Source organism: Methylobacterium sp. ap11, from assembly GCF_900110515.1.
Classification (GTDB): domain Bacteria; phylum Pseudomonadota; class Alphaproteobacteria; order Rhizobiales; family Beijerinckiaceae; genus Methylobacterium; species Methylobacterium ajmalii.
The window spans coordinates 17,713-38,784 of record NZ_FOEB01000028.1; the positions used below are offsets into that span (position 1 = coordinate 17,713).

16 protein-coding genes are annotated in these 21,072 nt (G+C 73.1%); 7 read left to right on the plus strand and 9 right to left on the minus strand.

Translation table 11 applies throughout. The features are described 5' to 3' along the window. Position 1 precedes the first annotated feature (1 nt). From BMX97_RS27700 to BMX97_RS27710, 3 genes are all read right to left on the minus strand, one after another. A complete protein-coding gene (locus BMX97_RS27700; protein ID WP_091754391.1) occupies positions 2 to 844 on the minus strand; it encodes a universal stress protein in 843 nt (280 codons plus the stop codon). 98 nt (positions 845 to 942) lie between these two features. Next, complete coding sequence (locus tag BMX97_RS27705; RefSeq protein ID WP_091754392.1) at positions 943 to 2,250, minus strand: MFS transporter; 1,308 nt, start codon at positions 2,248 to 2,250, stop codon at positions 943 to 945. A 238-nt stretch (positions 2,251 to 2,488) separates the two neighbouring features. Continuing rightward, entirely contained in the window at positions 2,489 to 3,031 is a 543-nt protein-coding gene (locus BMX97_RS27710; protein WP_060848586.1) for a gamma-glutamylcyclotransferase, read from the minus strand. A 156-nt stretch (positions 3,032 to 3,187) separates the two neighbouring features. Here BMX97_RS27710 and BMX97_RS27715 point away from each other — a divergent pair, with 156 nt between their 5' ends. From BMX97_RS27715 to BMX97_RS27725, 3 genes are all read left to right on the plus strand, one after another. Further along, complete coding sequence (locus tag BMX97_RS27715; protein ID WP_091754393.1) at positions 3,188 to 4,324, plus strand: DUF2125 domain-containing protein; 1,137 nt, start codon at positions 3,188 to 3,190, stop codon at positions 4,322 to 4,324. A gap of 167 nt (positions 4,325 to 4,491) precedes the next feature. Next, positions 4,492 to 6,324 (plus strand): aminopeptidase P family protein, encoded by a 1,833-nt coding sequence (locus tag BMX97_RS27720; protein ID WP_091754394.1) that lies wholly within the window; start codon positions 4,492 to 4,494, stop codon positions 6,322 to 6,324. A 181-nt stretch (positions 6,325 to 6,505) separates the two neighbouring features. Continuing rightward, a complete protein-coding gene (locus BMX97_RS27725; protein WP_210187687.1) occupies positions 6,506 to 7,009 on the plus strand; it encodes an SgcJ/EcaC family oxidoreductase in 504 nt (167 codons plus the stop codon). A gap of 53 nt (positions 7,010 to 7,062) precedes the next feature. On the opposite strand, the gene BMX97_RS27730 is transcribed toward BMX97_RS27725, so the two are convergent. The 4 genes from BMX97_RS27730 to BMX97_RS27745 all read right to left on the minus strand — a co-directional run bounded on the left by BMX97_RS27730 (position 7,063) and on the right by BMX97_RS27745 (position 13,090). Then, positions 7,063 to 10,200, minus strand: a complete 3,138-nt coding sequence (locus tag BMX97_RS27730; RefSeq protein WP_091754396.1) for an efflux RND transporter permease subunit — start codon at positions 10,198 to 10,200, stop codon at positions 7,063 to 7,065. A 4-nt stretch (positions 10,201 to 10,204) separates the two neighbouring features. After that, entirely contained in the window at positions 10,205 to 11,500 is a 1,296-nt protein-coding gene (locus BMX97_RS27735; protein WP_091754397.1) for an efflux RND transporter periplasmic adaptor subunit, read from the minus strand. Further along, complete coding sequence (locus BMX97_RS27740) at positions 11,497 to 12,135, minus strand: TetR/AcrR family transcriptional regulator (RefSeq protein ID WP_244538673.1); 639 nt, start codon at positions 12,133 to 12,135, stop codon at positions 11,497 to 11,499. Before BMX97_RS27740 ends, BMX97_RS27735 begins: the two co-directional genes overlap by 4 nt. Before the next feature lie 403 nt (positions 12,136 to 12,538). Next, positions 12,539 to 13,090: a DUF4337 domain-containing protein gene (locus BMX97_RS27745; protein ID WP_048430904.1), complete on the minus strand. Its 552-nt coding sequence runs from the start codon at positions 13,088 to 13,090 to the stop codon at positions 12,539 to 12,541. 224 nt (positions 13,091 to 13,314) lie between these two features. On the opposite strand from BMX97_RS27745, the gene BMX97_RS27750 reads away from it, so the two are divergent. Next, a complete protein-coding gene (locus tag BMX97_RS27750; protein ID WP_091754398.1) occupies positions 13,315 to 14,013 on the plus strand; it encodes a hypothetical protein in 699 nt (232 codons plus the stop codon). 141 nt (positions 14,014 to 14,154) lie between these two features. Then, positions 14,155 to 15,822, plus strand: coding sequence for a Na/Pi cotransporter family protein (locus BMX97_RS27755; RefSeq protein ID WP_091754399.1), 1,668 nt, complete (start codon positions 14,155 to 14,157; stop codon positions 15,820 to 15,822). A gap of 299 nt (positions 15,823 to 16,121) precedes the next feature. Here the strand turns inward: BMX97_RS27755 and BMX97_RS27760 are convergent, their stop codons facing one another. Together BMX97_RS27760 and BMX97_RS27765 are read right to left on the minus strand one after the other, a co-directional pair. Continuing rightward, positions 16,122 to 16,745: a flavin reductase family protein gene (locus BMX97_RS27760; RefSeq protein ID WP_091754400.1), complete on the minus strand. Its 624-nt coding sequence runs from the start codon at positions 16,743 to 16,745 to the stop codon at positions 16,122 to 16,124. A 74-nt stretch (positions 16,746 to 16,819) separates the two neighbouring features. Then, the gene (locus BMX97_RS27765) at positions 16,820 to 17,383 is read right to left on the minus strand and encodes a nitroreductase family protein (RefSeq protein WP_091754401.1); all 564 of its coding nucleotides are present in this window, start codon (positions 17,381 to 17,383) and stop codon (positions 16,820 to 16,822) included. 164 nt (positions 17,384 to 17,547) lie between these two features. On the opposite strand from BMX97_RS27765, the gene BMX97_RS27770 reads away from it, so the two are divergent. Continuing rightward, positions 17,548 to 19,971: a glycosyltransferase family protein gene (locus BMX97_RS27770; protein ID WP_091754402.1), complete on the plus strand. Its 2,424-nt coding sequence runs from the start codon at positions 17,548 to 17,550 to the stop codon at positions 19,969 to 19,971. Further along, entirely contained in the window at positions 19,943 to 20,890 is a 948-nt protein-coding gene (locus BMX97_RS27775) for a hypothetical protein (RefSeq protein ID WP_091754403.1), read from the plus strand. The genes BMX97_RS27770 and BMX97_RS27775 overlap by 29 nt, the downstream gene beginning before the upstream one ends. The last annotated feature ends 182 nt before the right edge of the window (positions 20,891 to 21,072 follow it).

Consider the following 21,072-nt stretch of genomic DNA (forward strand, 5'->3'; position numbering starts at 1 on the left):
GTCAATGCGCCATCAGCACCGGCATGGTGGCGTGGGCGAGGATGTGGCTGGTGGCGCCGCCGAAGATCATCTGGCGCAGTCGGCTCTGGGTGTAGGCGCCCTTGACCAGGAGGTCGCAGCCGATCGCCTCGGCCTCGGTGAGGAAGACCTCGCCGACGGTGCGGCGACCGGCCGCGAGGGTGCGCCCCTGCGCCGACAGGCCCTCGCGGTTGAGGGCGGCGGCCATCTCCTCGGCGCTCGGGCCCGGCACCATGCCGGCATCGACCCCCAGCACCTCGATCCGCGAGGCGGCGCGCAGGAACGGCGCCGCGAAGGCGACCGTGCGGGCGGTCTCGGTCGAGCCGTTCCAGGCGATCATCACGGTCTCGCCGATGCTGGCGGGCGTCGTCGGCGGGGCGATGATCAGCGGGCGCCCGCTCTCGAACAGGACCGCCTCCAGGGTGGTCATCCGGGGCGTGCCCTCCCCGCTCCCGGGCCGGCCGACGATCGTGGCGTTGAACAGGCGGGCGTGCTGGGCCAGGAAGCCGTCGCCGGGAGGCGCGTCGGGGCGCCAGCGGTAGCGCGGGCCGCTGCGGCCGGCATCGGCGCTGTCGCGGGCGACGCCGTGGCGGTCCATCGCCGCGGTGAACAGGCCGCCGCAATCGCGGGCCTCGACGAGGTCGGTCTCCTCGTCGCGCACCCAGGTCATGCCGCCGACCATGTCGACGGGGACGTACTCGGCCAGCGCCGGGCGCAGGCCGAACCCCTCGATGCTGGCGTCGAACCGGCGGGCGGCGAGCACGGCGGTGTCGAGCACCGAATCGAGCAGGGTGTGGCGGGCGACCGGAACGAGAAGCGTCTTCATGGCGGCGCACTCACCTCTGGAGCCTCGGGACCCCGCGATAGCATCACGGCGGCCTCCGCCCTGTCCAGGGGGCAGGACGGCTCCTCCACGGCGGAGCGTCAGGATCGTGCCGAGGCCTCCACCGCGCCGCGGTGCGGCTCCGCCTCCCCGGCCTCCTCCGGCGGATCTTCCTCCTCCGGAGGGTTGGACTGGCTGCAGGCGGCGCCCGCCCCGTCCTGGCCGCCGGGGGCGCAGGTCTCCTCGAGCCACAGGGCCATCATCAGGGCGAGGCCGGCCGGCACGGCGAGCGCCAGGAAGGCCCAGGTCCAGCCGAGATGGAGGGCGAGCAGGCCCCCGACCCAGCCCGAGAGGGCGCCGCCCACCCCCTGCACCGCCGCGACGGTGCCGAGCGCGGTCTGGGTGCGGCCCGAGCCCCAAGTGAGGTCGGCCACCACCACCGGCACCGCGACGCCGATGACGCCCGAGGCGACGCCGTCGAGCACCTCGGCGAGGATCAGCCAGTACGGATCGGACAGGAAGGCCGAGAGGAGCGCGCGGGCGGGCAGCACCGCGCAGGCGACGAGGAGGAGCTGGCGCCGGCCGCGCCGGTCGGCGAGAGAGCCGGCAAAGAGCGCCACCGGGATCATCACGGCCTGCGCGACGATGACGTAGCGAGCGGTCCAGCCGGTGCCGTCCTCCCCCGCCGCGACGAGCTTCTGGCCGAGAAGGCTCAGCATCGAGCCGTTGGCGAGGTTGAACAGGGCGAGCGCCGCCGAGAGGATCAGGAGCCGCCGGTCGGACAGCACCTTCAGGATGCCGGAGCGCTCCGGCTTGTCGTCCGGGTCGTCCTCCTTCCAGCCGACGGCGCGGCGGCCGTTATAGGCCTGCTTCGGCGTCGTCAGGGCCGCCACGATGGCGCAGGCGGAGAGCCCGCCGAGGATCCAGAAGGCGATGCTCGGGCCCATGTACGGCGTGCCGAAGCTGATCGCCAGCGCCGCCCCCAGGATGCCGACGTGGTTCCAGGCCTGGTTGCGGCCCTGCTGCCTGGGGAAGGCCTGCTTGCCGACCATGCCGAGCGTCAGCGCCGTCACCGCCGGCACCACCAGGGTGCCGCCGACCGCGGCGATGAACTGGGCGGCGAGCACCGTCATGAACGCCCGGGCCGGCAGGAGCAGCAGGGTCCCGAGGAGGATCGCCGCGCAAGCGGCGGCGATCAGCATCCGGGGCCGGCCGAGCCGGTCGACCAGGGCACCGAGCGGCCCGCTCAGGCCCAGGGTGGCGAAGCCCACGATGGTGGTGACGAGGCCGACCTCGCTCGGGCCCCACTTCGCGGCCTGCGCCAGCCAGGTGCCGAGGAAAGGGCCGAGCCCGCCCTGGATGTCGCCCACGAAGACATTGATCAGGGCGAGGTGGGTGGTGGGGTTCATCAACGCGGAAGCGCTCCGGCTTGCCCGTTCGGGCCGTCGTCCAAAAGTCCGGGCCCACACGGCCTACCGCACCTGAACGGGGAATGATCGCGCGGCGGCAACCACCCGGCCCCATACCGCAGCGCCGTCGAACCGATCCGTTCGACGGTGCCGGGCCGAGCCCGGACGGGCGTCGGCGCCGACGCGCCCGCCCTCTCGGTCCTCGATCCTCGGCATCGACCTGCCGAGGAGCGAGGCATCACGGGCTCGGCACCGCGAAGGCGGCGGCGAGGCGGGCGAGCATCGGGTCGGGGATGCCCATGGCGACGAGCTGGTCGTGGGTGTGGCGGACGTAATCCGGGTTGGCGCCCGAGCGGCCGAGGCCCTGGCGCACCAGCCGCACCAGCTCGGCCTCCGGCAGGCGGCCGGCATATTGCGGGTGGCGGCGGTCGACGAGGTAGGTCACCGCGGCGATGCGGCGGCCGTCGTCCAGGGTGACCCCGAGCACCCGCTCGACGTAGACCGCCGTGACCTGCTCGCGCTCGCGCAGGTAGGCGAGCGTTGACGCCGCGTCCGGGCCCGCGACCCGGAACGCCATGCCGCGGCAGGAGCCGCCCCGGTCGAGCCCGAGCACCAGGCCCGGCCGCTCCGGCGTGCCGCGATGGACGTGCGAGAGCACGCAGAGCGAGCGGTGATAGCCGCGCAGGCGCCCCGGCCCGCTCTCGACGAAGGGAAAGCCCGGCCGCCACATCAGCGAGCCGTAGCCGAACACCCAGAGATCCGACGGCTCGCCCGCCTCCATCGCCCGTATCCTCCCCCGGCACGACCGCGAGAGCGTGCCTCACCCAGTCGGTGTCACCCGCCGGTCTCACTTGCCGGGCGCGGCCGGTAGCAGCTACGGGAGCGCGGTTCAATCCGGGCGGTCCCTCAGGATCGCCGCAGAACCGGGATCATGCCGATGGACAGGCCGACGGAAGCGGGGCCGACGACCGAGACGGGGCGGACGACCGGAGGACGCGGGCCGGGCCTGCGCCTCGGCCTGTTCGCGCCGTTCGTGCTGCTCCTGCTCCTGGCGCTCGCCTGGAGCGCGGGGTGGTTCTGGCTGCGGGGCAAGGCCGAGGGCGAGATCGACCGGTGGTTCGCCCGCGAGGCCCAGGCCGGGCGGCAATGGACCTGCACCGACCGCTCGCTGACCGGCTTCCCGTTCCGGTTCGAGCTGCGCTGCGCCTCGCTCGGCTTCGCCCGCTCCGACGTGCGCTTCACCACCGGGCCGCTCGTCGCGGTGGCGCAGGTCTACCAGCCGCGCCACGTCATCCTGGAGGCGACCGGGCCGTTCAAGGTGCAGCAGGGCGGCCTCGACGCCGACGTGACCTGGACGAGCCTGGAGGCGAGCCTGCACGCCACGAGCGACGGCTTCCAGCGCGCCTCCGTGGTGGCGGACGGCCTGAAGGGCAGCGTCACCGGCGCCGACCCCTCGCCGATCGACTTCTCGACCCAGCATCTCGAGCTGCATGCCCGCCCGACCCCGGGCCGCTTCGAGACCGACGGCGCCGTCGACCTCAGCGCCCGGGTGAGGCAGGCCGCCGTGCCGATGCTCGACCCGGTGCTCGGCGGCACCGAGCCGGCGGACCTCGCGCTCGACGCCACCGTGACCCGGGCGGCGGGCTTCCGCACCCGCACCCTGGCGCAGGAGCTCGAGCGCTGGCGCGAGGCCGGCGGCACCGTCGAGATCACCAGCCTCGCCGCCGAGAAGGGCAGCCGGCGGCTGCGGGCGCAGGGTGTGCTCGCCCTCGACGAGCTGCACCGGCCCTCGGGGCAGCTCGACGTGCGCACCGCCGGGCTCGAGCAGGTGATCGCCCCGCTGATCAGCGAGCAGCTCGGCGCGCGCCTGGGCGGCGACGGCGCGGCGCTGATCGGCAACATCGTCGGCCAGTTCCTCGGCGGGCGCCGCAAGGAGCCGGCGCCGGGCCAGGGGGCCGGCGACCGGCCGGGCGAGCCGCCGCTCAAGGTGCTGCCGACCGTGCGCCTCGCCGGCGGGCGGGTGGTGGTCGGGCCGTTCGCGGTGCCGAACGTCCGGCTGCAACCGCTGTATTGATATGGGATCCGGAAGATTGCTTCCGGATCCCATATCACCGGCCCGCGCGGCGCTCGAGCGAAGCCGAAATCCGCATTGCGAAGCAATCAATCGGATTCGTATGGGCCCGCCGAATTGACGCGGCGGGGCGGTTGCCGCCCCGCCGCCGTCGTCGTACCCCAGGGGGCATGAGCCAGACCGCGCGCTTCCAGAGCTTCGAGGATCCCAGCCACCGGGAGGGCGCGGCGCGGGTCGCGGCGCTCCGGGCGGCGATGGCGCAGAGGGGCGTCGCCGGGTTCGTCGTGCCGCGGGCCGACGAGCACCAGTCGGAATACGTGCCGGCCAATGCCGAGCGGCTGGCCTGGCTCACCGGATTCACCGGTTCGGCCGGCACGGCGATCGTGCTCGCCGACAAGGCCGCCCTGGTGGTGGACGGACGCTACACGCTCCAGGCGGCCGAGCAGGTCGACACCGCGATCGTCACCCCGGTGCCGCTGGCCGAGACCAGCGTCGAGGCCTGGATCGAGGCCAACCTCCCGGCGGGCGGGGTGCTCGCCTACGATCCCTGGCTGCACACGCCGGACGGCCTCGCCCGGCTGGAGCGGGCCGCGCAGGCCGCGGGCGGGCGCGTCGAGGCGACGGCGCTCAACCTCGTCGACCTCGTCTGGATCGACCGCCCGGCTGCGCCCCGCGCCCCGGTGGTGCCCCATCCGGACCACCTCGCCGGCGAGGCGGCGGCGGCCAAGCTCGACCGCGTGCGCGCCGCCCTCGACAAGGCGCGGCTCGACGCGCTGGTCGTGTCGGACCCGCACAACCTCGCCTGGGCGTTCAACCTGCGCGGCGGCGACGTCTCCCACACCCCCCTGCCGCTCGGCTACGCGGTGATCCCGCGGGACGGCCTGCCGCGCCTCTTTCTCGATGCCCGCAAGGTCACGGCGGAGGCGCTCGCCGCCCTCGACGGCCTGGCCGAGCGCCACGATCCGGAAGCGCTGACCGAGGCGCTCGACGGACTCGGCGCGGGCAAGGCCCGGGTGCGCCTCGACGCGGTGACCGGCGCCGTGGCCCTGCGCCGGCGGATCGAGGCGGCGGGCGGCAGCGTCGACGTCGGGCCCGACCCGATCACCGCCATGAAGGCGGCGAAGAACGCCGCCGAGATCGCCGGCACCCGCGCCGCCCACCGGCGCGACGGCGCCGCGGTGACCCGCTTCCTCGCCTGGCTCGCCCGCGAGGCCCCGGGGGGCGCCGTCTCGGAGATCGACGCCGTGGTGCGGCTCGAGGCCTTCCGGGCCGAGACCGGCCTTCTGCGCGAGATCGCCTTCCCGACCATCTCGGGCTCGGGCCCGAACGGCGCCATCGTGCATTACCGGGTCTCGCGCGGCACCGACCGCCGGGTGCAGCCCGGCGAACTGTTCCTGATCGATTCCGGCGCGCAATACGCCGACGGCACCACCGACATCACCCGCACGGTCGCGGTCGGCACCCCGAGCCCGGAGATGCGTGACCGCTTCACCCGGGTGCTCAAGGGCCACATCGCCATCGCCACCGCGGTGTTTCCCCGCGGCACCACGGGGGCGCAGATCGATTCCTTCGCCCGCCGCCCGCTCTGGGAGGCCGGCCTCGACTTCGACCACGGCACCGGCCACGGCGTCGGCGCCTTCCTGTCGGTGCACGAGGGGCCGCAGCGCATCGCCAAGACCGGCACCGTGGCGCTCCAGCCCGGGATGATCGTCTCGAACGAGCCCGGCTACTACAAGGCACAGGCCTTCGGCATCCGCCTCGAGAACCTGGTGCTGGTCGAGGAGACGAGCCTGCCGGGCGCCGAGCGGCCGATGCTCGGCTTCGAGACCCTGACGCTCGCGCCGTTCGACCGCGCCCTCGTGGCGCCGGAGCTGCTCACCCCGGCGGAGACGGCCTGGCTCGACACCTACCACGTCCGGGTGCGCGCGGCCCTCGACGACCTCGTCGACCCGGAGACCCGGACGTGGCTGGCGACGGCGACGCGGCCGCTCTCTGAGGCTTGATTCCGCGATCGCGCAATCTTCTAACCGTTAGCAGAGGGGCATCCTGCCCCGGTCATTCGAACTATATCGGAAGAATTCGAAGTCCCCTCGGAACCGCGCGGATTTAACGTCGATTGCGCGCGACGGCCGCCGTACCGTTCCGCTGCTTCTCAGGCAGGGGGACGATCGGATGACGACGAGGATGCGGGCGGCCGCCCTGGCGGTCGGTGCGGTGCTGCTCGGCACGGCGCCGGCGCCGGCGCGGGCCGAGGCGATGGACTGCGCCGCGGTGAGCGAGCGCCAGATCGAGGGCCTGTTCGACCGCTGGAACGCGTCGCTGGCGACCCTTGACCCGGCGAAGGTCACGGCGAACTACGCCGCCGACGCCGTGCTGCTGCCGACCGTCTCGAACACCCCGCGCACCGACCGGGCGATGATCCAGGACTACTTCGTGCACTTCCTGGAGAAGCACCCGCAGGGGGTCGTCAACACCCACACGATCCGCATCGGCTGCAACCTGGCGACCGACGTCGGCACCTATACCTTCCTGGTCGACGGCAAGAAGCCGGGCGAGCACGTCGTGGTGCCGGCCCGCTACAGCTTCGTCTACGTGCTCAGGGACGGCGAGTGGCTGATCGCCCACCACCATTCCTCGGCGATGCCCGAGCCGGTCGTCACCGTCACGGCGGCCGCCAAGGAGCATTGAGGCCCGGCCGGGTCCCAGGCCCGGCCCACAACGCCCGGCCCACAACGCCCGGCTCACTCCGCCGGCAGCCGCCCCTCCGCCTCTTCGGCCGGCGCCGCCGCCCGGCGGCCGCGGCGCAGCGCCAGGACCGCCCGGGTCACGCCCGTCCCGAGCCGGTCCATGTAGAGGTAGAGCACCGGCGTGATGAACAGGGTGAGGAGCTGCGAGACCAGGAGCCCGCCCACCACCGCGACGCCCAGCGGCTGGCGCAGCTCGGCGCTGGCGCCGTGTCCGATGGCGATCGGCAGGGTGCCCATCACGGCGGCAGCCGTCGTCATCATGATCGGGCGGAAGCGTAAGCCGCAGGCCTCGCGGATCGCCGCCGCCGGGCTCCAGCCCTGCTCGCGCTGGAGCACCAGGGCGACGTCGATCATCATGATGGCGTTCTTCTTCACGATGCCGATCAGCATCAGCACGCCGATGATCGCGATGACCGAGAGGTCCATCCCGTAGAGCTGGAGGGCCCCCAGCGCCCCGATCGCCGCCGCCGGCAGGCCGGTGAGGATGGTGAGCGGGTGGATGAAGCTCTCGTACAGGATGCCGAGCACGAGGTAGATGGTGATGACGGCGGCGGCCAGCAGCAGGCCCTGGTTGGCCAGCGCGTCCTGGAACACCTGGGCGGTGCCGGCGAACGTCGTGGTGATGGTGCCCGGCACCCCGAGCGCGTCCTTGATCTCGGCGATGCGGTTGACCGCCTGGCCGAGCGCCACGCCGGGGGCGAGGTCGAACGAGATCGTCACCGCCGGCAGGAGCCCGAGCTGGTTGATCGAGAGCGGGCCCGGCACCCGGGTGATGCCCGCCACCGCCGAGAGCGGGACGAGCTTGCCGCCCGACGCGCGCAGGCGGATCTCGTCGAGACGGTCGGCGGTCCAGTTCAGGCGCGGGTCGAATTCGGTGATGACCTGGTAGCTGTCGGCGGTGCCGTAGATGGTCGAGACCTGGCGGGTGCCAAAACCAGTATAGAGGGTCTGACGAATCTGGTCGGAGGTGATGCCGAGCGCCTGCGCCTTGTCGGTGTCGACCGTGACCTTGGCCTGGAGCGCGGCGTTCTGCAGGTCGCTGGTGACGCCCGCGAAGGTGTCACGGTCCTTCGCCAGGGCCTCGGTCAGCCGCTCGGACCAGCGCTCGAGCCCCGGCCGGTCGAGGCCCTGCACGACGTACTGGTACTGGCTCTTCGACTGGCGCCCGCCGAGACGCAGGTTCTGCACCGGCGTGATGAACGAGGTCAGGCCCGGCACCGCGGCGAGCTGCTGGCGCAGCTCCGCGATGGTCTTGGGCAGCGGCGGGCGCTGGTCGCGGTCCTTGAGCTCGACGAAGAACGAGCCCTGGTTGAGGGTGCCGGAAAACCCGTTCGAGCCGGCGCGGCTCACGACGTGGGCCACCGCCGGATGGCGGGCGAGGATCACCTCGGCCTCGTGCTGGAGCGCGCTCATCGCGTCGAAGGACACGTCCTGGCCGGCCTCCGTCGCGATCTGGAGCTGGCCGATATCCTCGGACGGGAAGAAGCCCTTCGGGATGACGACGAACATCCAGGCGGTGAGCGCCACGGAGGCGAAGAACACCATCAGCACCGCGAAGGGCCAGCGCAGGCAGAGATCGACGCCGCGCTCGTACCAGGCCTGGATGCGCGCGAAGCCGCGCTCGAACAGGTTCTTCTTCTGGCCGTGGCCGGCGGCATCCGCCGGCAGGCGGGCGGCGAGCATCGGGGTGAGCGTCAGCGAGATCACCGCCGAGGCGATGATCGCGATCGTCACCACGATGGCGAACTCGTTGAAGATGCGCCCGACGACGCCGCCCATCAGCAGCACGGGGATGAACACCGCGACGAGCGAGATGGTGATCGACAGGATGGTGAAGCCGATCTCGCCCGCGCCCTTCAGCGCCGCCTCGAACGGCTTCATCCCCTCCTCGACGTGCCGGACGATGTTTTCCAGCATCACGATCGCGTCGTCGACGACGAGGCCGACCGCCAGGGTGAGACCCAGGAGCGAGATGTTGTCGATCGAGTAGCCCAGAAGGTACATCGCCCCGAAGGTGGCGATGATCGAGATCGGCACCGCCACCGACGGGATCAGCGTCGCGGCGAGCCGGCCGAGGAAGAGGTAGATCACCGCGACGACGAGCACGATGGTCAGCACCAGCGTGAACTGGACGTCGTGCACCGCCTCGCGGATCGACACCGAGCGGTCGTTGACGACGTCGATGGTGCCGCTCGCGCCGAGCTGCTCCTGGAACTTCGGCAGCATCGCCCGGACCCTGTCGACGACGTCGACCGTGTTGGCGTCCGGCTGGCGCTGGACGGCGAGCACCAGGGCGCGGGTGCCGTCCTTCCACGAGGCGATGCGGTTGTTCTCCACCGAATCGATGACGCGGGCGACCTCGCCGAGGCGCACCGGCCGGCCGTTGCGGACCGCCACGATCACGTCGCGGAACGCGTCGGCGTTCATCAACTGGGTGTTGGTCTGGATGGTGAGGTTCTGCCCCCTCCCCTCGACCACGCCGACCGGGGTCGAGGTGTTGGCGTTCTGGATACCGGCCTGCACCTCGTCGACGCCGATGCCGCGGGCGGCGAGCACGTTGGGGTCGAGCTGGACCCGGACGGCGAATTTCTGGCTGCCGTAGACCAGCACCTGGCCCACACCCGTGATGGTCGAGAGCGAGGGCGAGATTACCGTCTGGGCGAAGGCGTCGAGCGTCGGCAGCGGCGTCGTCTCACTCGACAGGGCGAGCAGGATCACCGGCGCGTCGGCGGGGTTGAGCTTGCGGAAGCTTGGCGGGATGGTCAGCTCGATCGGCAGCCGGCGCAGGGTCCGGGTGATCGCCGCCTGCACGTCGGCGGCGGCCTGGTCGATGTTGCGCGACAGCTCGAACTCGACGGTGATCGAGGTGAAGCCCTGGTAGTTCGTCGCCGAGATCGTGGCGATCGACGGGATGGTGGAGAACTCCTTGATCAAGGGCGTCGCCACCGAGGCCGCCATCGATTCCGGCGAGGCGCCGGGGAGCTGCGCGGTGACCGAGATGGTCGGGAAATCCACGGTCGGCAGGGCCGCCACCGGCAGGAAGCGGTAGGCGAACAGCCCCGACAGCGTCAGCGCGATCGACAGCAGGATCGTGGCGACGGGCCGGCGGATGAACGGGGCCGAGAGGTTCATCGGGTCACTCGATCCGCGTGGGGGTGCCGGGGACGGACGCCTGCGCCTCGGCGGCGTCCTGCTGGCGCTCGCTGACGGGCAGGCCCGGGCGGACCCGGAACTGGCCCTCGACCACCACCCGCTCGCCGGGGCGCAGGCCCAGGCTCAGGGCGGCGCGGCCGTCGCGGGAGGTGATGACCTCGACGGTGCGGCGCTCCACGGTGCGGTCGGGCCGCACCACCCAGACGAAGCTGCCCTCCTGGCCCGGCTGCACCGCGGCCTGCGGCACCGTCACGGTGCCGGGCCGCGAGCCGAGATCGACCTCGACCCGCACGTACTGGCCGGGCCAGAGCCGGTCGTCCTCGTTGGGGAAGAAGGCCCAGGCGGTGACGGTGCCGGATGCCTGGTCGACGCTCGAATCGACGAAGGAGAGCCGGCCTACCGCCAGCACCGCCTCGCCGCCGCTGGAGAAGACCCGGACCGGCGCGGTGCCGGGTCGCGCGAGCGCCGCGCGCAGGCCGTCGAGGTCGCGCTCGGGCAGCGAGAAGGTGGCGCGCAGCGGCCGCATCTGCGTGATGGTGACGAGGCCGGTGCCGGCCGATTCGTTGCCCTTCACGAGGTTGCCGGCGGTCACCAGCACCCGGCCGAGGCGGCCGGCGATCGGCGCGCGCACGACGGTGTAGTCGAGCCGGACCTTGTCGGCGTCGATCGCGGCCTGGGAGGCCGCGACGTTCGCCGCCGCCACCTTGGCCTCGGCGGAGGCGACGTCGAACTGCGCCTGCGAGGCCGAGGAGCGGGAGAGAAGCTCGCCGACGCGGCGCACGTCGTTCTGGGTGCGGACCTGGGTCGCCTGGTCGCGGGCGAGCGCCGCCTCGTCGCGGGCGATCTGGGCGCGAAGCTCGCGGTCGTCCAGGCGGTAGAGCACGTCGCCCGCCTTCACCACCTGGCCGTCGCGGGCGAGCTGCTCGACGATGACGCCGTCGATGCGCGGGCGCACCACCACGCTCGCCATCGGCTCGATCCAGCCCACCGCCGAGCGGGTCAGGGCGAGGTCGGTGACGCCCGCCGCCACGGTGGTCACCAGGGGGAGCGAGGCGGCGGGGTTGGCGGGCCTCGCCGCCGGGGCCGGCGTCAGGGCGGCGAACGGGAGCTGCGCGGGGACCGCGCCGGGCGGGCGCTCGGGCAGGTAGCGGGCGAGGTCGGGCGGCAGCGCCATCCGGGCCGTGGTCCAGGCGGCGTGGGTGTCGCCGCCGTGGCGCTGCACGAACCAGCCCGCCCCGGCCGCGACGAGCGCCAGGAGAAGGAGGACGAGGCGGATCATCGCGTGGCTCCTGTGGGCGGCGCCGGTGCGCCGAGGCCGTGGAGGAAGAAATCGGCGACCGCAGCGGAAGCCGGCGCGCGCCGGCCGGTGCCGTGCACCGCCATGCGGATGCCGCCGAGGATCATCAGCACCGCGAGCTCGACGTCCGGGACGGCGAGCTCGCCGGCCTCGACCCCCGCCCGCAACAGGTCGGCGAGCGCGCCGCGCAGGCCGTCGAACCCCTCGCGCAGGACGCGCCGGCTGCGCTCGCCGAACTCGGCGCCCCGCCCCTCGATCGCGGTCAGCGCCGGCGACAGGGCGCCGACCCGCTCCAGCACCAGCGCGACGGCGGCGCGCAGGCGGGCCGGCGCGTCGATCGCCCGGATCGCCCCGATCGCCTCGCGCAGATCGGCGAGCGTCCAGGCGAGGCCGGCGATGAACAGGGCCTCCTTGGTCGAGAAGTAGCGGTAGAGCGTGGGCTTCGCGACGCCGGCGGCGGCGGCCACCGCATCCATGTGCACGGCGGCGTAGGGCAGGCCCGAGAACAGCCCCATCCCGGCTTCGAGGATGCGGCGGCGCCGCGCGGGATCGAGCGGGCGCGCCGCGGCGGCATGCGCGACGTGTGGGCGATCGGCGTGGCGTGCGGCGTCGCTCATGAAGCCCTAACTGAACTGATGGGTTCAGTTAGCGGGGTGGGGCGCCGCGCTGGCAAGCGCAGGTTTCCGCGACATAATAGCACGATAAGAAAGCGCTGCCACCGGGCGCCCCGCACCATCCGGGCGGATCGGGCCGCGCAGTGGAAACGGGGCAGGCCCCGCGCACCGTCCAATCCGGACCAATCACGTGCCCGCCTCATCCCGCCCCAGCGTCAGTCGGCGGCGGCGCCTCGTGATCAGAAATGCAGTCGAGTGGTCCGGACAGGACATGTCGACACTGTCCGCGTCGTCGTCTCGACTGTTCCTGTTGCAGGTCCCGGGCACCGCCGCGCGGACCCGAGACAACATCATGGAGTGCGACCGTCATCGGTCGGAGGCCCAGCCGGGCCTCCGGCATCCCGCATCAGAACAGATGGATCGCGTGCGGGGCGAACAGCCCGATCGCCAGCATGCCGATCCCCGCGATCCCCAGGGCGCCGCCCGCGAAGGCGAGCGCGGCGATGCCGGTGATGACCTGGGCGGAGGCCAGCACGATGCCGATCTGGAAGGCGGCCGAGCCGAGCTCGTAATGGTGGTAGCGGGCGAGCGAGAGGTCGCGCTTGGCCTCGGCCGCCTTGGCCTTGGCGGCCAATTCCTTGCGGCCGTCGCCGGAGGCCGGATCCGAGTCCCAGCGGGCCATGGTCTTGGCCCATTCCTCGATCTGCTTCTTGACCGCCTCCGGGGAGGCGTTCGGCTCCAGCGCGATCTGCTCGCCGGCGGTCTTCAGCACCGTGCCGCGGATGGTGCGGGCCTGGAAGTACGCCCACTGGTTGGCGGATTCGACGTTGGCGCCGAGCGCGTCGGTCTGGGCGCTCTTCGCCAGGGTCTCGCCGAGGGCGAGAAACAGCGCGAGCACCGAGATCAGCAACGCGACCTTCTTGTTGGAGCTGTCCACCGCCCCGTGACCACCCGACATCGTCGTCTCTCCCGAACCAATCCGACAGGCGCGGCCTCGTCTGGCGAAACCCTGCGACAGGACGAAGAACCGGGGGCGCGCCCGCTCGATGGAGCCGGCGGCGCCCGCGCCTTCATAGCCGGGTCGCCGGGCGGCGCCAGCCCCCGCTTGCAGGGCCGCCGGGGAGCGGGCAGGCCTGCCCCACGGCCCCGCCCCGAGGGCCGGCCCCGAAGAGACGCCCGACCATGCGCCGAACCCTGTCCACCGCCCTCCTCCTCGCCGCCGCCGCCGCGGCCGCTCCGCCCGCCCGGGCCGCGGGGCCGGACTGGCCCGACACCTATCTCTCCCGCGTCGAGGCGGTGGCTGTGGTGCAGAGCCTCAACGCCACCCTGCTCGCGAGCCGCAGCGCCACCGCGACGCTGGAAGGCTGGTGCGGCGCCCACCGCATGGCCGAAGCGCCGCGCCTCGTCGCCCGGCTGGACCGGGGCGTCGACAAGCCGGCCTCCGCCGAGACCCGCAAGCGCCTGGCGGTCGGCCCCGACGAGCCCCTGCGCTACCGCCGGGTGCGGCTCGCCTGCGGCGAGCACGTCCTGTCGGAGGCCGACAACTGGTACGTGCCGGCCCGCCTGACCCCGGAGATGAACCGGGTGCTGGAGACCAGCGACACCCCGTTCGGCCGGGCGGTCTCGGCGCTCGGCACCACCCGCCAGACCGTCGGGTCCGAACCGCACTGGCAGCCCCTGCCCGAGGGGTGGGACCAGGCGGCCCCGCCCGCCCCGTCCTGCGGCACGCTCGAGGTGCCCGAGCACCTGTTCAGCCACCGTGCGGTTCTGTTCACGGGCGAGCGGCAGCCCTTCTCGGAGGTGGTCGAGACCTACACCCGCGCGGTCCTCGACTTCCGGCGTGCGCCGCGCCCGGCGGACCCGGCCTGCCCCAAGCCCTGACATCCTCCGCCGACGTGAGCAGGCAGCAGACACGAAGCAGGCAGCAGACTTGCATCGGGAGACTTGCATCGGGGGCGGGAACCCCGGTGCTCCGGCGCCCTATGTCAGAGCCTGGACCCGGACGGAGGACGACCGACGCGGATGGACACCACCCTGACCCTGCTCGACCTGTGCGGCGCGGTCGCGCTGCTGCTCTGGGGCATCCACATGGTGCAGACCGGGGTGCAGCGTGCGCTCGGCCCGCACCTGCGGCGCCTGCTCGGGGTGGCGCTCGGCAACAGGGTGAAGGCCCTGGCGGCGGGTCTCGGCGTCACGGCGCTGCTCCAGAGCAGCACCGCGACCGGGCTGATGGTGGCCTCCTTCGCGGGCGCCGGGCTGGTGGCGGTGGTGCCGGCGCTCGCCGTGATGCTCGGCGCCAATATCGGCACCACGCTCATCGTGCAGGTCCTGTCCTTCGACGTCGCCCGGGTGGCGCCGGTCCTGGTGCTGGTCGGCGTGATCCTGTTTCGCCGCGGCTCCGAGCCGCGCACCCGCGACCTCGGCCGGGCGGCGATCGGGCTCGGGCTGATGCTGATGGCGCTCTCGCGCCTCGTCGAGGTGATCACGCCCTACGAGGACGTGCCGGCTTTGCGCGTGCTGCTCGGCGCGGTCGCGACCGACAGGCTGATCGCCCTGATGCTCGGCGCGGTGCTGACCTGGGCGGCGCATTCGAGCGTCGCGATCGTGCTCCTGGTGATGTCCTTCACCCATGCCGGGGTGCTGCCCTTCGAGGCCGGGATGGCGCTGGTGCTCGGGGCCAATCTCGGCTCGGCCCTCAACCCGGTGCTGGAGGGCGCCCGGGACGGCGAGGCGGCGGGGCGCCGGGTGGCGCTCGGCAACCTCCTCACCCGGGCCGCCGGCTGCGCCGTCGCCCTGCCCTGCCTCGGGCTGATCGGGCCGCTCGCGGTGACCTGGCAGCCCGACCTGTCGCGGGCGGTGGCGGATTTCCACACCGCCTTCAACCTCGCGCTGGCGCTGGTCTTCCTGCCGCTGCTCGGACCCTTCGCGGCCCTCCTGCGCCGGCTGGTGCCGGAGCGGATCGACGCGCACGACCCGGGCCGGCCGATCCACCTCGACGAGGCGGCCCTGGAGACGCCGCCGGTGGCGCTGGGCGCCGCCGGCCGCGAGGCCCTGCGCATGGCCGACGTGGTCGCCGAGATGATGGCCGGCGCCGGCGAGGCGCTGACCGGCGGGGACCGGGCCAAGGTCACGGAGATCCGCCGGATGGACGACACGCTCGACCGGCTCAACGGCGCGATCAAGGCCTACCTCGTGCGCCTCGACCCCGAGGCCCTGGGCGAGGACGACGAGCGGCGGATCGCGGCGCTCGTCGCCTTCACCACCAACCTGGAGCACGCCGGCGACATCCTCTCGCGCAACGTGATGACCCACGCCGCCAAGCGCCTGAAGCGCGGTCTCGCCTTCTCGTCCGAGGGCAGGAGGGAGGTGGAGGCGCTGCTGGCGCGGCTCCAGGCGAATCTCGGCGCGGCGGGCGCCGCCTTCCTGACCGAGGATCCCCGCGCCGCCCGGCGGCTCGCCGACGAGAAGGCGGTGTTCCGCGACCTCGAGGCGCGCTCGACCGAGGCGCATTTTCGCCGCCTGCGCGAGGCCGGCGGGAGCGCCGGGGCGGGGCCGGCCGAGGCGAGCGCCCTCTATCCCGACCTCGTGCGCGACTTGAAGCGGGTCAACGACCACCTGGTGGCCGGTGCCGCCTACCCGATCCTGGAGAGCCGGGGAGCGCTGCGCGCCAGCCGCCTCGAATCCCCCTGAGGGCTCGGCGCGGTGCCTGCGCCGCGTTTAAACCGGCCAAGAGCCGCGGCGCGGCCTCGGTCGCCGTCGCGCTCGACGGCGACCGATACCGCGCGGCGCTCGACAGGCTCGTCCCCGTCACCGATGTCGACGCCCGGACGCTCCTGCGACGCGATCTCGGCCGGGGCGGCTGGCCGGGTGCCTTCCGCCGTCATAACCGGAGCCAGCCGCGCCGCGCTGCCACGCACCAGGGCGGGCAGGAGAACGAGCTCGGTACGGCAGACCCGGTCGTAGACGGGGGAGGCGAGACGGTCGGATCCTCAGCGCGGCACGTCGCCCCCACCGGTCGGGCGGCGCATCTCGAAGCGGTTCTCGGACTCGACCGTGAAGTAGTCGAAGTAGCCGCCGCGCATGATCGGGCGCATCGCCCCCGTATCGACCCGGCCCTCCGGGGTGACGAAGCGGTCGTCGATGTACATCGACACCACCTGGCCGATCACCATGAAGTAGGCGGCCTCGCCGCCCCCGGCCGGCACCAGCGGGATGGTCTGGAGCCACTTGCATTCGAGGGCGGCGGGGGCGTCCGCGACCCGCGGCGGGCGGACCTTGCGCGAGGGGGCGGTGGCGAGATGGGCGAAGTCGAACTCGCTCTCGCCCCGCGGCAGCGGCGCCGAGGACTGGTTCATCCCCTCGCGGGTGTCGAAGGTGGCGAGGCTGCACACGAACTCGCCGCCCTCCTCCGCGAAGGTGAGCGCGTCCTTGCGGCCGAAGGACGAGAACATCACCATCTCGGGGTTGTCCCCGATGCCGTTGAAGAACGAGTAGGGCGAGAGGTTCAGCGCCCCGGAGGCGCCGATCGCGCTGACCCAGCCGATCGGGCGGGGCGCGACCAGCGCCTTGAACGGGTTGTGCGGCAGGGTGCGGGTCTCGGCGTCGTAATGCATCGGCGGCCTCTCTCGGCGGCGGCCCGTCGCTCGCGGGCTCGCCGGCGCCAGTTAGAGCATCCTGGGGCCCGGCGTCAGTACCGGGTGACGATCTCGGCGAGCGCCGGGCGCGGCCGGTCGGGGGGCACCTGCCCGGCCCGGCCGACATGGACGAAGCCCGCCAGGCGCTCGGTCGGGTCGAGGCCGAGCGCGTCGAGGATGCGGCGGTCGTAGGCCATCCACTCGGTGAGCCAGGCCGTGCGGAACCCCAGGGCATTGGCCGCCACGGTCAGGTTCATCGCCACGGCCCCGGCCGAGAGCACCTGCTCCCAGTCCGGGATCTTGGCGTGCGGCCCGGCCCGCGACACGATCGCGACGACGAGCGGCGCGTGGGCAAGGCGCTTGGCCTCGAGGGCGAGGCGGGCCTCGTCGGCCTCGGGGTGGTCGGCCCGGTAGGTCTCGGCGATCACCCGGCCGATGCGCTCCCGGCCCTCGCCCTCGATCAGGACGAAGCGCCAGGGCGCGAGCTTGCCGTGGTCGGGCACCCGGGAGGCGGCCGCCAGGATGGCGTCCAGCTCCTCCGGCGCGGGGCCGGGGCCGGCGAGCTGGATTGGCGGGACCGAGCGGCGGGTATGGAGAAGGTCGAGGGTCGCGTTCATCTCGGCTTCAGTGGCTTGAGCTACATCGTGCGGGACGGTGGAGGAGCGGCTGCCATCCTGGCGCCCCGATGCCCCCTTTAAGCACCATTCCGCCCCGGTCGGCCACGGCCGGGCCGTGACGAGACGCCCCGGGCCCTCCCGGTGTCGAGGATGCCGACTGCACCATGACGCGCTCAGCCCTCCCTTCCCCCCACCCGCTCCACGCCTGGACCGCCCGGGACTTCTGGCTGGCGCTCGCCGCCGTCATGCTGTTCTGGGCCGCGGCGGCCGCGGTCTGGCCGCTCACCGGCGCGGTGGTGCCGTGGGATTCCAAGAACCACTTCTACCCGATGCTGCGCTACCTCGGCGCGGCGCTGGCGAACGGCGAATTGCCGCTGTGGAACCCCTACCACTTCGCCGGCCACCCCTCGGTGGCGGATCCGCAATCGCTCCTCTTCACCCCGACCATGCTGTTCTTCGCGTGGCTCGACCCGTCCCCGTCGATGGAGCTGTTCGACGCGGTGGTGTTCGCCCACCTGATCCCCGGTGCGGTCGCGACGCTGCTGCTGTTTCGCCGCCGCGGCTGGCACCCGGTCGGCGCCGTGGCGGCCGCGATGGTGTTCGTGCTCGGCGGCTCGGCCTCGGCCCGGCTGCAGCATACCGGCATGATCATCTCGTACGGCTTCGTGCCTCTGGCCTGGTGGCTGCTGGAAGAGGCGCTGGCGCGCCGCTCCTACGCCTTCGGGCTCGCCTTCGCGGTGGTGGCCGCCGTGATGACGGTGGGGCGCGACCAGGTGGCGTTCCTGTGCGGCCTGAGCCTGATCGGCGTCGCCGTCCACGCGATCCTGACGGCGCCGGCGCCCCTGTCCTACCTGCGCGCCCGCATCGGGGTGCTCGCCGCGATGGGCGTGGTCGGGGGCGCGCTGCTCGCCGTGCCCTCGCTCCTGACCATGCAGTTCCTGATGACCTCGACCCGGCCGTCCTTCGGCTACGGCGCGGCCATCATGGGCTCGCTGCCGCCCTCGAGCTTCGCCACCGCCCTCTTCGCCGACGTGTTCGGCTCGCTGCGCTGGACCTACGATTACTGGGGTCCCGACTGGCAGTCGATGGACGGCAACACCTGGACCGACCGGGCGGTGAACTACCTCTTCGCCGGCACCCTGCCGGCGGTGCTGATCCTCTGGCACGGCATCGCCGGCGGGCGCCTCGCCGCCCGGGAGGTGCGCTATCCGGTGATCGTGCTCGCCGCCGCGACCCTGTACGCGCTCGGGCGCTACACCCCGGTCTTCGCGCCGATCTTCGACCACTTCCCCGGCGTCGACCTCTACCGCCGGCCCGCCGACGCGACCTTCGTCGTCAATATCGGCCTCGCGCTCGCCGCCGGCTACCTCGTCCACCGCTACGTCATGGAGGGCGCGCCCCGGCTGCGCTCCGGCCTCCCCGCCCTCCGCGTCGCCCTGCCGGCCCTGGCGGTCGCAGGCCTCGGCGGCATCCTGTTCGTGTCCTACGCCTACGCGGCGAAGGCCCACCACCTGCCGGACGCGCTGCGCGACGGCCTGGTCGGCACCGGCATCGCGCTCGCCGCCGTCGCGGCGATGCTGTGGGCCGATCCGCGCCGGCGGGCGCTCGCCGCCGCCGGCCTCGTCGCTTTGCTCGGCGCGGAGCTCGTCTGGCGCAACGCCGGCAACTCGCTCAACGCCGAGCCGGCGGGGCGCTACGCGGTGTTCCAGCAATTGCCGCCCGAGCAGCTCCAGGGGCTGACGGCCCTCAAGGCCGAGCTCGACGCGCGCCACGCCAAGGGCGAGCACCCGCGGGTCGAGATCCTTGGCCTGGGCGGTGCCTGGCAGAACGCCTCGATGGTGCTCGGGCTCGAGGACACGATCGGCTACAACCCGCTGCGGCTCGCCGATTACGAGCGCGCCGTCGGCCCGGGCGAGAACGCCGCCGACCCGAACCTGCGCCAGTTCCCGGGCCTCTTTCGCGGCTACCGCTCGCGGCTCGCCAGCCTGCTCGGCCTCGAATACCTCGTCCTCGACCGGCCGGCCGAGCGGCTGCCCAAGCACTTCCCGCAGCTGACCGGCGCCAAGCTCCTGTACGGCTCGGGCCAGATGTGGATCTACCGCCTCGATCCGGCCAAGCCCCGGGCCTACCTGGCGACCCGCCTCGTCCCGGTCGATTCCGAGAGCGTCCTCGATCAGGACGAGCTGCCCGAATTCGAGGGCAGCGAGACCGCCCTCGTCGACCGCGACAGCGTGCCGAAGATCAAGGGCGAGTTCGGCCTCAAGGACCCGGCAGCGCCCGTCGTCGCGGCCAAGGGCACGGCGACGATCCTGGCCTACCGCCGCAATGTCGTCACCGTGGAGGTCGAGACCGACCGCGACAGCGTGCTGGTGCTGCACGACATCTTCTATCCGGGCTGGGAGGCCCGGGTCGACGGTGCCCGCCGCCCGATCCTGCGCACCAACCTGCTCTTCCGCGGGGTCGAGGTGCCGGCGGGCAAGCACGTGGTCGAGTTCAGGTTCCGCCCGCTCTCGGTCGACAACCTGGTGGCGGCGGCGAGCGAATTGTTGGCGAGGGACGATGACGCGGGCGAGACGGCGGTTCGGTAAGGCCCTGGCGCTGGCCGTGCTCTGCGGCGGCCCCGCCGCGGCGCAGTCCCCGGGTCCTGCCCCCGCTCCTGCATCCGTCCCCGCGCTGCCCCCCGGCGTGGCACCGCAAGGCGTCGCGCCCCAGGGCGTGACGCAGGGACCGCCCCCGGCCCCCGCGCCCGCCGAGGCCAGCCTGTCCTTGCGGGCGGTGCTGACGAGCGAGGCAAAACCCCTGCGCGGCGGCCTGACCTGGCGGATCTACGAGGACCGGCCGGAGGGCGGAAAGCCCGTGGTGCTCGCCCGCTCCGAGGAGGCGCAGCCGACCTTCCGGCTGCCGCCCGGCAGCTACCTCGCCAACGTCACCTACGGCTTCGTCAGCACCTCGAAGCGCGTGACCCTGAACTCGGGCGCGGGCAGCGAGCAGCTCGTCGTCAATGCCGGGGCGCTGCGCCTGTCGGGTGCGGTCGGCGAGGCGCGAATCCAGCCCGGCCAGCTCGCCTTCTCGGTCTTCGTGCCGATCGGCAACAACCCGGAGGGGCGGCTCGTGCGCGACGGCGTCAAGGCCGGCGAGATCGTGCGCCTGCCCGAGGGCACCTACCACGTCGTCTCGACCTGGGGCGATTCGAACGCGATCCAGCGCGCCGACCTGAAGGTCGAGAATGGCCGGCTGACCGACGCGACCCTCAACCACCGCGCCGCCACCGTGACCCTGAAGCTCGTCGCCTCGCCGGGCACCGAGGCCTTCGCAGGCACCGCCTTCAGCGTGCTGACGCCGGGCGGCGACACGATCCGCGAGGCGATCGGCGCCTTCCCGCAGGTGACGCTCGCGGAGGGCGAGTACCAGCTCATCGCCCGCCACGACGGCAAGGTCTACACCCAGGACTTCAAGGTCGAGAGCGGCGTCGACCGCGACATCGAGGCGATCGCCAAGGATCCGTGAGCGCCGGAGGGCCCCGGCACGGAGCCCGTACGGGGATCCTCGGCCGCACCCGCACGAGTCATGGACCGGTTGTCGGCGAATCGATCCACTAACCGTTAAGCCCATCGGCGTCACGGGCGGCGCGGCCCACAATGCGGCGGCGGAACCCCAGGGTTTAGCCGGATCGGTTATCCGGCTTTTAA

Coding starts and splice junctions, on each gene's coding strand:
- BMX97_RS27700 (WP_091754391.1), bottom strand. CDS start 844: ATGAAGACGCTTCTCGTTCCGGTCGCCCGCCACACCCTGCTCGATTCG.
- BMX97_RS27705 (WP_091754392.1), bottom strand. CDS start 2,250: ATGAACCCCACCACCCACCTCGCCCTGATCAATGTCTTCGTGGGCGAC.
- BMX97_RS27710 (WP_060848586.1), bottom strand. CDS start 3,031: ATGGAGGCGGGCGAGCCGTCGGATCTCTGGGTGTTCGGCTACGGCTCG.
- BMX97_RS27715 (WP_091754393.1), top strand. CDS start 3,188: ATGGACAGGCCGACGGAAGCGGGGCCGACGACCGAGACGGGGCGGACG.
- BMX97_RS27720 (WP_091754394.1), top strand. CDS start 4,492: ATGAGCCAGACCGCGCGCTTCCAGAGCTTCGAGGATCCCAGCCACCGG.
- BMX97_RS27725 (WP_210187687.1), top strand. CDS start 6,506: ATGCGGGCGGCCGCCCTGGCGGTCGGTGCGGTGCTGCTCGGCACGGCG.
- BMX97_RS27730 (WP_091754396.1), bottom strand. CDS start 10,200: ATGAACCTCTCGGCCCCGTTCATCCGCCGGCCCGTCGCCACGATCCTG.
- BMX97_RS27735 (WP_091754397.1), bottom strand. CDS start 11,500: ATGATCCGCCTCGTCCTCCTTCTCCTGGCGCTCGTCGCGGCCGGGGCG.
- BMX97_RS27740 (WP_244538673.1), bottom strand. CDS start 12,135: ATGAGCGACGCCGCACGCCACGCCGATCGCCCACACGTCGCGCATGCC.
- BMX97_RS27745 (WP_048430904.1), bottom strand. CDS start 13,090: ATGTCGGGTGGTCACGGGGCGGTGGACAGCTCCAACAAGAAGGTCGCG.
- BMX97_RS27750 (WP_091754398.1), top strand. CDS start 13,315: ATGCGCCGAACCCTGTCCACCGCCCTCCTCCTCGCCGCCGCCGCCGCG.
- BMX97_RS27755 (WP_091754399.1), top strand. CDS start 14,155: ATGGACACCACCCTGACCCTGCTCGACCTGTGCGGCGCGGTCGCGCTG.
- BMX97_RS27760 (WP_091754400.1), bottom strand. CDS start 16,745: ATGCATTACGACGCCGAGACCCGCACCCTGCCGCACAACCCGTTCAAG.
- BMX97_RS27765 (WP_091754401.1), bottom strand. CDS start 17,383: ATGAACGCGACCCTCGACCTTCTCCATACCCGCCGCTCGGTCCCGCCA.
- BMX97_RS27770 (WP_091754402.1), top strand. CDS start 17,548: ATGACGCGCTCAGCCCTCCCTTCCCCCCACCCGCTCCACGCCTGGACC.
- BMX97_RS27775 (WP_091754403.1), top strand. CDS start 19,943: ATGACGCGGGCGAGACGGCGGTTCGGTAAGGCCCTGGCGCTGGCCGTG.